Annotated in this window: 11 protein-coding genes; 2 read left to right on the top strand and 9 right to left on the bottom strand. The window is 43.5% G+C overall.

Going from position 1 to position 13,673, the window contains the following annotated elements; genetic code table 11:
* The first annotated feature begins 48 nt into the window (after window positions 1–48).
* Window positions 49–2,151 (top strand): S8 family serine peptidase, encoded by a 2,103-nt coding sequence (locus tag H6G75_RS02675; protein ID WP_190978453.1) that lies wholly within the window; start codon window positions 49–51, stop codon window positions 2,149–2,151.
* A 28-nt stretch (window positions 2,152–2,179) separates the two neighbouring features.
* Here the strand turns inward: H6G75_RS02675 and H6G75_RS02670 are convergent, their stop codons facing one another.
* From H6G75_RS02670 to H6G75_RS02645, 6 genes are all read right to left on the bottom strand, one after another.
* On the bottom strand, window positions 2,180–2,950 hold the full coding sequence (locus tag H6G75_RS02670) for a 1-acyl-sn-glycerol-3-phosphate acyltransferase (RefSeq protein WP_190978452.1): 771 nt from the start codon (window positions 2,948–2,950) through the stop codon (window positions 2,180–2,182).
* Between the two features lie 64 nt (window positions 2,951–3,014).
* Window positions 3,015–3,545, bottom strand: coding sequence for a tRNA adenosine(34) deaminase TadA (tadA, locus tag H6G75_RS02665; protein ID WP_190978451.1), 531 nt, complete (start codon window positions 3,543–3,545; stop codon window positions 3,015–3,017).
* A gap of 129 nt (window positions 3,546–3,674) precedes the next feature.
* On the bottom strand, window positions 3,675–4,106 hold the full coding sequence (locus tag H6G75_RS02660; RefSeq protein WP_190978450.1) for a DUF6006 family protein: 432 nt from the start codon (window positions 4,104–4,106) through the stop codon (window positions 3,675–3,677).
* 152 nt (window positions 4,107–4,258) lie between these two features.
* Window positions 4,259–6,271 carry a transketolase gene (gene tkt, locus H6G75_RS02655; RefSeq protein WP_190978449.1) on the bottom strand — a complete coding sequence of 671 codons (2,013 nt, stop codon included), beginning with the start codon at window positions 6,269–6,271 and terminating at the stop codon, window positions 4,259–4,261.
* 364 nt (window positions 6,272–6,635) lie between these two features.
* On the bottom strand, window positions 6,636–7,883 hold the full coding sequence (fabF, locus tag H6G75_RS02650; RefSeq protein WP_190978448.1) for a beta-ketoacyl-ACP synthase II: 1,248 nt from the start codon (window positions 7,881–7,883) through the stop codon (window positions 6,636–6,638).
* A 154-nt stretch (window positions 7,884–8,037) separates the two neighbouring features.
* Entirely contained in the window at window positions 8,038–8,289 is a 252-nt protein-coding gene (locus H6G75_RS02645; protein ID WP_190978447.1) for an acyl carrier protein, read from the bottom strand.
* Window positions 8,290–8,606: 317 nt separating this feature from the next.
* On the opposite strand from H6G75_RS02645, the gene H6G75_RS02640 reads away from it, so the two are divergent.
* Window positions 8,607–9,512, top strand: coding sequence for a CoB--CoM heterodisulfide reductase iron-sulfur subunit B family protein (locus H6G75_RS02640; RefSeq protein ID WP_190978446.1), 906 nt, complete (start codon window positions 8,607–8,609; stop codon window positions 9,510–9,512).
* 70 nt (window positions 9,513–9,582) lie between these two features.
* Here the strand turns inward: H6G75_RS02640 and lpxD are convergent, their stop codons facing one another.
* The 3 genes from lpxD to H6G75_RS02625 form a co-directional block, all read right to left on the bottom strand.
* Window positions 9,583–10,617 (bottom strand): UDP-3-O-(3-hydroxymyristoyl)glucosamine N-acyltransferase, encoded by a 1,035-nt coding sequence (gene lpxD / locus H6G75_RS02635; RefSeq protein ID WP_190978445.1) that lies wholly within the window; start codon window positions 10,615–10,617, stop codon window positions 9,583–9,585.
* A 416-nt stretch (window positions 10,618–11,033) separates the two neighbouring features.
* A complete protein-coding gene (locus H6G75_RS02630; protein WP_190978444.1) occupies window positions 11,034–12,107 on the bottom strand; it encodes a hypothetical protein in 1,074 nt (357 codons plus the stop codon).
* Between the two features lie 203 nt (window positions 12,108–12,310).
* A complete protein-coding gene (locus H6G75_RS02625; protein WP_190978508.1) occupies window positions 12,311–13,609 on the bottom strand; it encodes an NAD(P)/FAD-dependent oxidoreductase in 1,299 nt (432 codons plus the stop codon).
* Between the last annotated feature and the right edge of the window lie 64 nt (window positions 13,610–13,673).

Here is a 13,673-nt window from a genome sequence, read left to right as displayed (position 1 = left end):
TTTAATCGAGTTCCCAGTGCCTCTGTATACTAATTACCATCGTCTATTATGAGCGATCGCATTAATTCCTCTGATTTTCCAACCACAGGTGTACCAGCCAGCAATTTGGGAGTTGTTCTGCAACGCGGTGGTGAAGAATTAGTGTTAGAAAAAGCAACAGACCGTTTCACCATCCGCCCAGCTAACGATTTTACACCTCAACAATTATCTCAGGTAAGTTGGGGTATTTGGCAGCGAAGTATTCCCCAAGCACAACTAGAATTATTTAAAGTTGCACCCGCCCAGTTAGATGCGGCGATGGCTCAAGCCCGCGCGGCAGAAACTGTAGCCTTTGCCAGCCATGTTTACACTCTTAAAAATAATCCTGGGACTTTTGTTTACTTGGGCGACCAAATTACTATTCAGTTTTTAGAAGAGATAGCAGCGCCTAGAATTAATGCGATCGCCAGCGCATATAGTTTAATTCAAGATAAACCTGTTCTGGGTATCCCTAACACTTTCGTATTTTTGGTTAGTAAACAAGCTACAGACAACCCGATTAAAATTACTAACCAACTCCAAGGACTCAAAGAAGTGTTAGCTGCTGAACCTAACATTATCATTAACAGCGAAACACACTACAAACCCCGTGACCCGCTTTATATCCAACAGTGGTACTTAAACCATAGCGGCGGGGAGGATTTAGTCTTAGGTTCTCATATCTCCGTTGAAAAAGCTTGGGATATTACTCGCGGTGTACGTTCTGTAGTTGTGGCTGTGGTGGATGATTCTTTTGATTTGAATCATCCTGATTTTCAAGGTTCAGGGAAAGTTGTCGCCCCTAGAGATTTGAAACAAAATGATTTTCTACCTTTACCTGATGCTAGAGAAACTAGCCACGGGACAGCTTGCGCCGGGGTAGCCATTGCCGAAGAAAATGGTTCTGGTATTGTGGGGGTAGCTCCTGGTTGTGCATTTATGCCCATCCGTACGACTGGCTATTTAGATGATGAATCTGTTGAGCAAATCTTTAATTGGGCAATTGACAAGGGGGCAAGTGTAATTTCTTGCAGTTGGGGAGCCTCGGCTGTGTATTTTCCTTTATCCTTGCGGCAACGGGCAGCAATTACCCGCGCAGCTACCAAAGGACGGAAAGGGAAAGGATGTGTGATTTGTTTTGCGGCGGGTAATGCCAACCGTCCAATTAATGGTAGTGTAATTGAACAAAGTTGGCCTGATAAAATTTTACAAGGAAAGACTGAGTGGCTCAGTGGTTTTGCGGTACATCCTGATGTGATCACTGTTGCTGCTTCCACTAGTTTGAATAAGAAAGCAGCTTACAGTAATTGGGGAGATAGTATTGCTGTATGTGCGCCTAGTAATAACGCACCACCAGGAATGTCATTTCCTGAAAAGGGTTATGTGTATACTCAACCTGCGATCGCTGCTTATCTTAATGGTTTAGGTGTGTTTACCACTGACCAATTAGGAGCAGCAGGTTACGACAAAGGCAATTTTACCAGTAGTTTTGGTGGAACTTCCAGTGCTACGCCTGTGGTGGCTGGGGTAGCAGCTTTGGTGTTATCAGCGAATCCCGATTTAACTGCTCAACAAGTTAAACGCATCTTACAAGAAACTGCTGATAAAATAGTTGACCCGAATCCCGACCCGCAATTAGGCCTCAAAGGCGGGACTTACAATGGTAATGGTCATTCCCAGTGGTTTGGCTATGGTAAAGTCAACGCCGCTAAAGCCGTCCAAGCTGCCAAGCAAATGCGAGAAGGTGCATCACCTGTCAGCCAACAGTTGCGGGTGAATAATACCAACTCTGTAGGCATTCCCGATAACGATCGCCAAGGTATCAAAAGTGCGATCGCCATTAACGAAGATATTGTAGTTAAAGATATTCAAGTAAGTGTGAATGTCTCGCACGATTTCTTAGGCGATTTAGAAATTTACTTAATAGCACCAAATAATCAGTCAGTTTTGTTACAAAACCGGACTTTAGGTAGACGGACAAACTTGCAGACTACTTATAGTGTGCGATCGCATCCTGCCCTCAAGCAATTACTATCCATGTCTGGCCAAGGGCGCTGGCAATTGTGGCTCATCGATGCTGCACCGCAAGATATCGGCAGATTAAACAGTTGGGAATTAGTAATTGGTAATTAGGGTTAAATCACACACAAAGGACAAATGACTATTGACCATTGACCATTGACCATTGCCCATTGGTCACTTCTGCTTCTTGATGATTTAAGCTTTGCAGTTCCTTGGCTAACTCATCTGTCAGGCGTTTTGCATTTTGTTTGACGGAACCGTTAGTATATTCAGCAACATTAATTGGGCTGCCGATGTTAATATGCACATCTGTACCCCAGTTGGGATAGGGTTCGCTGTAATTAATACTCATAGGAACAATTTTGACCCCTAGTCCTGGGTGATTCATTTCCGCAGTCAAAGACAAGCGGGCAATTCCAGGTTTTAAAGGATGAACCTTGCCATCACGGAAAATGCCACCTTCGGGAAAGATGACCAAGGTTTTTCTTTGCTCTAGTAAAGAAACTCCATGTCTTAAGGTGGAAATTGTGGGATGTTGAGGATCTACGGGGAATCCACCTAAACGACGTACAAACCAGCCTTGCAAGCCTTGGCATTCAGTAATAGTCACCATAAAGCGCAAATCTGCGCCAGTAATTAGAGAAGTAGCGTAAGGGACAATTAAAGCATCCCAACGCGCCCGGTGCGTGGGTGCTAAGATAATCGGCCCTGTTGCGGGGACATTGTGTTGTCCTGTGATGGTAATCCTGCCGAAGAACAAAGGTAAAAGCAGATGTCGTCCCACATGATATGCTATTGGCCCTAACAAAGGAGAAACCTGTGAGGTAGTATCAGCCACCTGATGATTTAATGATTTCTGTGATGTTGGCTTTAGCTGTTGGGTATCTTGGGAGAAGTCAAGTTTTATCATGTCGGTAGCTGCGAATTGCCCAGAGGTTTATTAAAGAGTGATTAATTAAACCGTAAATTCTCTTTTATAAATTGTGTAGTTGTGATTGGACAGTTTGCTTGGTGTCTGTAGTTTTTTGTTGAAGTCTACGAGTGGCAAACCAAGCTTGCAAATGCTGGCGACAAGCTGATTCTAGAATGCCTCCCAGGACTTGTAGACGATGATTAGAAGCAGCACTATCGGGAATATTCAGTACTGTGCGAATTGCGCCAGTTTTAGTATCGTCCACTCCATAAACAAGCGTCCTCAACCGTGATTGGATAATTGCACCTGCACACATCGGACAAGGTTCTAAAGTTACGTATAATGTACATTCATGCAGTCGCCAGCTATGTAAAATTTGCGATGCTGCTTTAATCGCTACAATTTCCGCGTGGGCTGTGGGATCTTTGTCTCGTTCTTTGCGGTTTTCACCTTCAGCAATCAAATTTCCATGACTATCGACAATGACAGCCCCAACTGGAATTTCACCCGCCGCTCCTGCTGCTTGGGCGATTTCTAAAGCCCGACTCATCCATTGACGATGTGTCCAATATTCTGGATATTCGATTGACATATCAAATATGGTTTGATGGTGTAATGAATGCGATCGCTTTTTATTGGTTAAGACTTACTAATTTTAGGCGATCGTTCAAAAAACCAGCTCCCCGAATTTTTTGAACAGTCGGGGAGCTAAATCTCCTACTTATCTGCGCTTACGACATTGTAGTGGATAGCGATTACCCCGCCAGGTTGTCCAACCCTCTGCGCGTCGAGTCTGACTGTTGTATTTCAGATACCAATCATCTTGTTCTGCGCCTAAATAACGAATACCTAAATCTTGTCTGCGGTTGCTAGAAAAACGTTTTCCTAAAGGAACCCACGCACTACCGTTATCACTAAACCGCCCAATTAAACGCACACCAGAAGTAGTAGAGCAAACGTTACCATTACAACTAGTTTGGGGGTCATCCACTACTTTCCATTCCATTCGGGCTGGTCTGCCGTCAATGTTACAATCCCAAAAACCAAAGAACCACTCGCCTACAACTTGACTGGCTTGAGTTTGGCTAGATACTAACAATACACTAGCGGGAGCGATCGCCAAGCCCAAAAGCCACTTTGTTATGTTTTTCATGATGCTTCACCAATACGGAAATTTAATCTGTACTTTTCATTTAATCTATATGTATCGGTCTTAGCGTTTATGCAACATAATAGATGAAAAACAAAAAAGGGCGGGTAAATTACCCACCCTCGCAAATTAAGAGAATATGTTGGCTGTTGCGATTAACCCAACAATTGTTTAGCTTTAGCTAATACGTTATCAACGCTAAAGCCGAATTTCTCTAAACAAACGCCACCAGGCGCGGAAGCACCAAAGCGGTCAATGGTGACAGTATCGCCTTCAGTACCAATGTACTTATGCCAGCCAAAGCTAGAAGCTGCTTCTACAGCTAAACGCTTGGTGACAGCTTTGGGTAGAACAGATTCTTTGTAAGCTGCGTCTTGTGCTTCAAATAAATCCCAAGCTGGTAATGAGACGACACGTACTTTCTTACCTTCGGCTGTGAGTTTTTCAGCAGCAGTAACAGCGAGGTTCAATTCTGAACCAGTACCAATGATGATTAATTCTGGTGTACCTTCAGAATCAACAACAGTGTATCCACCCTTAGCAACACCTTCAATAGATGTACCTGCTAAGTTAGGAACGTTTTGCCGGGTTAATGCCAACAAAGTAGGATCATTTTGTTTTGCTCTTTCAATCGCTACTTTGTATGCACCAGAGGTTTCGTTACCATCGGCGGGACGAATGACAGTCAAGTTAGGAATAGCACGCAAGGAAGCGAGGGTTTCGATTGGTTGGTGGGTGGGGCCGTCTTCACCTTGACCGATGGAGTCGTGAGTCATTACCCAAATCGAGCCTGCTAAAGACAAGGCAGATAAGCGAATAGCCGCCCGCATATAGTCGGTGAAGATTAGGAAGGTAGCACCGTAAGGAATCAACCCTGAACCATGCAAGGCAATACCGTTACAAATTGCGCCCATTGCATGTTCCCGCACACCAAAGTGAATGTTGGGGTTTTGGTATTGTCCTTTTTGGAAGTCGCCTTTACCTTTGATTTCGGTCAAGTTGGAGTGGGTTAAGTCGGCGGAACCACCAATCAGTTCAGGAAGAACCGCAGCTAATTTGTTGAGGCAGGTTTCGGAATGTTTACGGGTGGGTAGGCCTTTATCTTCAGGGGTGTAGGTGGGAAGTACCTTATCCCAACCATCAGCCAGTTTGCCACTGAGATAACGCTCAAATTCAGCCGCTTCTTGGGGATACTTAGCTTTATAGTCAGCAAATGCTTTGTTCCAGTCAGCTTCGTAACCTGCACCGCGTTCTACTGCTTTGCGGGTATGGTTGAGAACGTCTTGCGGAATTACAAATGGCTCGTTTTCCCAACCCAGATTTTTCCGGGTTAATTCTACTTCATCTCCACCTAAAGCTGCACCGTGAATACCAGCGGTGTTGGCTTTGTTAGGAGAACCATAACCAATGGTTGTTGTCACCTTAATCATTGATGGTTTGTCGGTGACAGCTTTTGCTGCTTCAATGGCTTTGTGGATGGCTTCTAAATCGGTGTTGCCATCTTGGACGTGAAGCACATGCCAGCCATAAGCTTCAAAACGCTTAGAAACATCCTCTGTAAATGCCACATCTGTAGAACCATCAATAGAGATGTGGTTGTCATCGTAAAGGGCGATGAGTTTACCTAAACCCAAGTGTCCAGCCAGGGAAGCTGCTTCACCGGAAACACCTTCCATGTTGCAACCATCACCGAGAATGACATAAGTATAATGGTCAACAATTTTTGCATCGGGTTTGTTGAATTTAGCTGCCAGATGCGCTTCAGCTATGGCCAAACCGACTGCGTTGGCAATACCTTGTCCTAGAGGGCCAGTGGTAACTTCTACACCAGCAGTAACAAAGTTTTCTGGGTGTCCAGGGGTTTTAGATTCCCACTGACGAAATTGCTTGATATCTTCGATGCTAACGCTGTCATAGCCTGCTAAGTACAGTAGTGCATACTGTAACATCGAGCCATGACCAGCAGATAAGACAAAGCGATCGCGGTTGAACCACTTGGGGTTTTTGGGGTTATACCGCATGAAGCGATCCCACAGCACAAATGCCATTGGAGCAGCGCCCATCGGCAGCCCTGGGTGTCCCGATTTTGCCTTTTCTATAGCATCGACAGCCAAGAAGCGGATTGAGTTAATACACAGTTCTTCGAGGGATTGGGTTGCAACAGCCATAATAAGATTGTTTTTAACGACGGGTTAGCACTCTGCGATCTTCTCATTTACCGGGGTTGTTAGAACAGTTAACAGTTAACAGTTATCAAAATAGAATTTACTACTGCTCTGAACTGATTACTGATAACTGATAGGTATTCCCCTACCGTATCCTCATCATCCCATTCCCGATTGGCGATGGACAAGCGGGATCTCCTGAGTTTATGGTAATTAATCAAGCTGAGAATATTGGTCATGCTGAACCCTTGGTTCAGCTGGGAATGATATCTATGATACTTTTGTCTGGTGCATCTGAGGAAAAGCAGGAAGTGTGAAGTCTGAAGTCTGAATCATAACTCAGCACTCAGCACTCAGCACTCAGCACTCAGTACTTTTTAAAGACTAGGGTTACATTATGTCCACCAAAACCAAAGGAATTAGATAGAGCCACTTCAATTGTTTGGGCGCGGCTAGTGTGAGGAACATAATCCAAGTCACACTCAGTATCAGGATTTTCGAGATTAATGGTTGGGGGAATTTTTTCGTTGGCAATCGCCAATACAGTTGCAACGGCTTCAATACCACCAGAACCACCCAACAAATGACCTGTCATTGATTTTGTCGAGCTAACCGCTATTTTATAAGCATGGTCGCCCAAGGCTGTTCTAATGGCTTTGGTTTCGTTGGCATCGTTGGCTGGAGTACTTGTGCCATGCGCGTTGATGTAGGTTACTTGTTCTGGGGTAATACCTGCATCTTTGAGTGCTAGTTGAATGGCTCTAGCTGCACCTTCACCACCGGGAACTGGGGAGGTCATGTGATAAGCATCACAGGTCATCGCATAACCAATGATTTCCCCATAAATGCGTGCGCCACGACTGAGAGCGTGTTGCAGTTCTTCTAAAATTAAAATTCCCGCACCTTCACCCATGACAAATCCATCGCGATCGCGGTCAAAGGGACGGCAAGCATGGGCTGGATCATCGTTGCGGAAAGACAAGGCTTTACAGGCGGCAAATCCAGCTACAGATAAGGGTGTAATTGCTGCTTCACAGCCACCGCAAATCATGGCTTGGGCGTACCCTCCTTGAACCAGGCGAAAAGCATCCCCAATGGCGTTGGAACCAGCGGCACAAGCAGTCACAGTACAGTTGTTTGGCCCTTTTGCACCAGTGTGAATGGCTGTGAGTCCGGCTGCCATATTGGCAATCATCATCGGGATCATAAAGGGACTACAGCGATCAGGGCCACGGTTTAGGTAGACTGTTTGCTGATCTTCTAATACCTTAATACCGCCCACGCCAGAACCAATAATGACACCTATCTGTTCAGCGTTTAACTCATTAATTACCAGATTTGCGTCAGCTAATGCTTGTTTTGCTGCTGAAACCCCAAACTGCGAAAATCGATCCATGCGCTTGACTTCTTTGCGCTCTAGATAATCATGTGGATCGAAGTTTTTAACTTCACCAGCAATGCGACAATCATGGCTGGACGCATCAAAATGTGTGATGTAGTCTATACCATTGCGTCCGCTGACTAATCCTTCCCAATATTCAGCCGGTGTGTTGCCAATCGGTGTAATCGCGCCAACACCAGTTACAACAACGCGTTTACGTATATAATCTGTCATGACTCAGTTAAAGGTAGCGAGAAAGCTGCAAATTTGAGTGCTGAGTGCTGAGTGCTGAGTGCTGAGTTTTTAAGTAGGAAGACTAAGTGAAAAAGATAAAATAATTCTTAACTCTTGACTACTCAGCACTCAGCACTTTTAACTCAGCACTTTCTTAAGCGGATGCGGCAACTTGCTTTTCAATGTAATCAACCGCATCTTGGACTGTCAAAATTTTCTCAGCGGCTTCATCAGGAATTTCAATCTCGAATTCTTCTTCAAAAGCCATAACTAGCTCGACGAGATCCAGGGAATCAGCACCTAGATCATCGATAAAATTAGATTGGGGAGTAATCTTTTCCTCCTCAACACTTAGTTGATCCGCGACGCTTTTCTTGACCTTTTCAAAAGTTTTCTCTTGGCTCATATCAATAAAATTCCTTGACCAGTTGCTATTAGCCGCTCTTGATGAGTGACATGGTTTTTGAGCATATACATCTTATCGGAAAGCGCGATCGCCCGTATACTACCGAAGTATTTTCTTCTCGAAAACTTTTTCCCTAGCCCCCCAGGGTTAGACAAGGTAGTATAGCAATTTCTGCGATCGCATACACTGTATACATGCTTCTACTTATTAATTGTTACTATTTTTTTGGCTAATGTCCAAATAAATTCCTAGTGCTGAGTACTGTGTAACAAACAAGACTAGCCCTTAGACCCTAGTTTCTAGTCCCTTTTATTTTTATGATTACTCAAACTCTAAAATACGCTTATTTCCCAGGTTGCGTAGCCCAAGGTGCTTGTCGAGAACTGTATCAATCTACCAAAGCCCTCACGCAAGCTTTAGGAATTGAATTGATTGAACTGAAAAAAGCCGCTTGCTGTGGTTCTGGCACGTTTAAAGAAGATTCTCAATTGTTGGAAGATACTGTCAACGCCAGAAATATTGCCTTAGCAGAATCATTAAATCTCCCTTTACTCACTCATTGCAGTACCTGTCAAGGTGTCATTGGTCATGTTAATGAACGCCTAAAAGATTGTCAAAATAGCAATCCGACTTATGTTGACCAAGTAAATGGCTTACTCAAAAAAGAAGGTTGTTCGCCTTATCAGGGCAGTACAGAAGTAACACATTTACTTTATGCTTTGGTCAAAGATTATGGCTTAGAGGAAATTAGCCAGCGCGTCACCCGCAAGTTAACCAATTTAAAATGTGCAGCTTTTTACGGTTGCTATCTACTGCGTGGTCAAAAAACCATGCTATTCGATGATCCTTTCCAACCAGAAGCAATGGAAAATGTGTTTCGGGCTGTGGGTGCAACACCAATTTATTATCGTGGTCGCACCCAATGTTGTGGCTGGCCGTTGGCTAGTTACGCCACTAATGAATCTTTTAAAATGGCCGGAATGCACATTCAAGAAGCTATAGCTAATGGCGCTGATTGTTTAGTGACACCATGTCCTTTGTGTCATTTAAATTTAGATTCTCGTCAACCAGAAGTTGAGAAAGTGATTGGGAAAAAGTTAGGTTTGCCAGTATTACATTTACCACAATTAATCGCTTTAGCACTGGGGGTGAGTCCGCAAGCACTTGGCTTAGAAAGACATATTGTTTCGACAAAACCAGTGTTAGAAAAATTGGGATTGTAATTAATTAAGGCAAAAATAAAAAGGTAAAAGTAAAAAAATTATTTTATCTTTTTATTTTTTACTTTTAATTTTATTGTCGTTGCGATCGCTTGAATGCTTGATACATATCTGGCAAACGACTAGTAATTGCACTAACTTTGAGATAAATTTTGTGAGGTATGGCGGGAGTCCCAGAAACAATTTCCTTGGGTGGGACATCGCTGTGAATACCAGTTTGGGCAGAGGCGATCGCCCCATCACCGATTTTGACTTGGTTGGCGACTCCCACTTGTCCGGCTAAAATCACTCGATTACCAACTTGGACACCGCCAGCCATCCCCGCTTGACCAGCGATCGCACAACCCATCCCTATTTGGCAACCATGACCGATTTGTACTAAGTTGTCAATTTTGGTATCTTTCCCAATTCTCGTCTCACCAACTGCTGGACGATCAACAGCACTGTTACAGCCAATTTCTACACCATCTTCTAAAACTGTGTAGCCTGACTGTTCCATTTTGAACCAACCAGTGCGGGTAGGCACAAAGCCAAAACCTTCTGCACCAATCACAGCGCCACTGTGAATTACGCAATCTGCACCAATTTGGCTGCGTTCGTGAATTGTACAGTTAGCGTGTAAGGTAGTGCGATCGCCAATTTTGACATCAGGATAAATCACGACATTCGGATGAATAATTGCATAATTGCCAATTTCGACCCCTTCTTGCACCACTGCGTGAGGGCCAATGTAAACATCATTACCGATTTTGGCAGTGGGATGAATCACAGCTGTCGGATGAATTTCTGGACTAGGGCGATATGGTTGATAAAACAGAGTCAACACTTTGGCAAATAATAGTTTTGGTTCTTTTGTACTTACCCAAGCAATTCCACGTTCTTGGGCTTGATTTTGTAAAGTTGGATCTTCGGGCAGAATTAAAGCACTTGCGTTTGTCTGATTAATTAAAGATGCAAATTTACTGCCTTCGACATAACTGATAGCCCCAGTTTTGGCTTCATCAATAGCAGCAACCCCAGTAATATCTATATCTTGGTCTGGGTAAGTTATTAGACTGTTACCAGTAGTAATTTCCCTGAATTGGCTGACGATTTCGCTGAATTTCATTTTTTAGGTTGATTAAAAACTTGTCCAAAGCAAGATTATTGTCTCTCTTTATCAACCAAGAATTCATCGTAAGTGTTAATTTGCTAAAAACTTACGCGCTGAGGTGAAAAATCAAGGGTTTGAGTAAGGGTGTAGGGATTTGGGGGTGTATGTATCTCAAACCCTGACACCTCAGACCTTTAGATCCATACACCAATTTTCCATAGACAATCTTGGTGCGTAATTCCTGTAAACAAGAAAATAGGGGATTGGCATCCCCCATTAATAAATTCTGGATTCTAAGTAAGAAGACACAAATAAACTTAACTAGAAAAGTCTTAGGCAAAATAGCTAAAAACCTCTTCCCTCCTGCCTCCTGCCTTGTCCTAATTACAATTATTTATGTCCTTCTACTTAAATACTAAGTACTACATTTTTTAATGGCATTCTTCTGCTGATGGCACTTTAGGTTGGAGATTCTGCCGCAGCAAAACTTTTAATCGTTGATTATCTTCTGCCGTGATCGTTTCACCGTAGTGATGCAGCTGAAACAGCTGGCAATAACGGTTTTGTTTAGCACACATCAAACAGCCATAAGCATGATTGCCATTTGTACCACATAGTCGATGTCCCATAACTGGGCCAAGGGAAATATTTTGTTCACTCGCCACTGTACTGAGAATAGAACGTAATTGTGACTCAAATTTTGCTGATAAAAGTTGTTTGCGCCCTGGTTGTGTACGATCCCATTGGGGTACTATCAAACCTTGTTTTAATAAACTCTCTTCAATTTCTTCCGACATGACAATCCCAGACAAAATTACATGATGGGCAACGTAGGGTAGAAGTGTACGTGCTAATTGCCACATCAAAGCTTCATCAAACCACTGTTCCACTAAAGGACGGAGGTACCAGCAGCAGGGAATACCCAGTTGAACTAAATCTTGTAACAGCCTGACTCTACCTGGAATTGAAGCTTGTTCATAACCAGGTTTCAAGGGTGGTAAACTTACAAACACTGTGACTCGTAGTGCATTTGGTCTAGCTAAGGTAGCTTTCAAACGTTCAAGAAATGCTTGACCTGGATGAACTTTGGTGGTGATGTAGACCATATTGGCGACTTGACGGTCAATCAGTGCATCGAGGATTGACAATACACGTTCCCGATGGGCTGGAATGAAGGGGTCAGAATAATCGCATAAGGAAATGGGATAGCCTTTTTGTCCTTCTGGGGTGGCAAAAATTCGGTCTAATAAACGATCAAGTAGGTCAGAAGGTGTAACATTATTCTCAAAGCTTTCTGGATGATGGTGCCATTCCCGGTCTTGGTGACAGACACAATAAGCACATTCAACGGGACAACGATTCTGGGCATCTGGGAGAAATGGATTTAGACTAAAGTATTTAACGGCACGTTCTTGAGAGGGCATTCCTAATACGGGAAAGCCATGCAGCATATATTGACTGCCCTGCAATGTAATTTCAGACAGAGTAGATTGGTAGTTTGACATACACCCTTTAACAAAAAATGCGAAAAATCGCTTACTCTAGGGTGGCTGCTGCAAATGTGGAGTGACAATGAGAGAAATGCTTGAAAACAAGTATTATTTTTTACGCGGATTATAGATTTACTGAAGTAGCATTCCCACTTCTTTACAGCAGAACAAAGGATACAGTACTTAGATAGCTCAGATTCAGAATTCTGGAGTTTTTATTAATTTTCTGCCATTGCTAAACCTGCTAAATAAGCTGTTGTCCAAGCACTTTGGAAGTTAAATCCACCTGTAATGCCATCAATATCCAAAATCTCTCCTGCAAAGTAAAGATCAGTAATAAGTTTACTTTCCATTGTTTTAAAATTTACTTCTTTAAGGCTGACACCACCGCAGGTGACAAATTCTTCTTTGAAAACACCTTTGCCATTAATTAAGTATTTTCCCTGGGAAATCTCTTGCACTAGTAGATTTAGGGTTTTGTTAGAAATTTCTGCCCAGCGCATTTCCGTATTAATATCGACACGGTTAATCAAGTATTGCCAAAGACGATGAGGTAAATCAATTCCACGATGCAAGGCGATCGCTTTTCTGCCCCATTCATTTTTAACTGCTACAATTTTCTCCCGGACTTCTTCTTGTGATAAATCAGGTAGCCAGTTAATTGTTAAAGTGGCTTGATAGCGGTTGTCAGACAAAATTCTCGCCCCCCAAGCCGAAAGTTTCAACACCGCCGGGCCACTTACACCCCAATGGGTAATCAGCAACGGCCCCATTTGTTCTAAGGTTGGTTGTTGGGGAACAGACAACCGTAACCGCACTGGATTCATACTCACGCCACTTAAGGCACGCAAATTGGGGTCAGCAATGTTAAAGGTAAATAGTGAAGGAACTGGTGGTTCAATTTGATGGCCAAATTCTTGGACGATTTTATAGCCGATGGGGTTACTACCAGTAGCTAATAGTAGGCGATCGCATTTTAATGTTTCACCCGATTTCAAATACACTTCAAACTGAGTTTTGAGTGCTGAGTTTTGAGTTTCAAGTGCTGTACACTGAGCGGAGTCGAAGTGTGAGTGCTGAGTGCTAGGTAGTCGTTTCACTGAGACAACTGGTGTACCCGTCCGCAATTCTATGTCCATCTCTTCAGCCGCATTCATCAAACACTGCACAATTGTTTCCGAACTGTCTGTCACCGGAAACATTCGCCCATCAGCTTCTTTTTTCAGTGGGACTCCGTGATTAGCAAACCAAGAAATAGTATCTTTAGCTTGAAAGCGACTAAAAGCACCCCGCAAAGCTTTTCCACCTCTGGGGTAATTCGCCACTAAGGCGGCTGGTTCAAAACAAGCATGAGTGACATTGCAGCGTCCGCCACCAGAAATTCTGACTTTGGCTAGTGGTTGACGGCTGGCTTCGAGTAAAATAACACGGGCGTAGGGGTTGGCATTAGCACAAGCGATCGCACCAAAAAATCCCGCAGCCCCACCCCCTATAACGACAATTTGTAACGGTTGCAATTTTAAAAAATCTCGTTGATTAGTCAATGGTCAATAGTCCTGAAGGCAGGAGGCAGAAGGCAGA

This window comes from Nostoc sp. FACHB-280 (genome assembly GCF_014697615.1).
Lineage (GTDB): Bacteria > Cyanobacteriota > Cyanobacteriia > Cyanobacteriales > Nostocaceae > Nostoc_B.
This window is presented reverse-complemented; position numbering and strand designations above follow the sequence as displayed.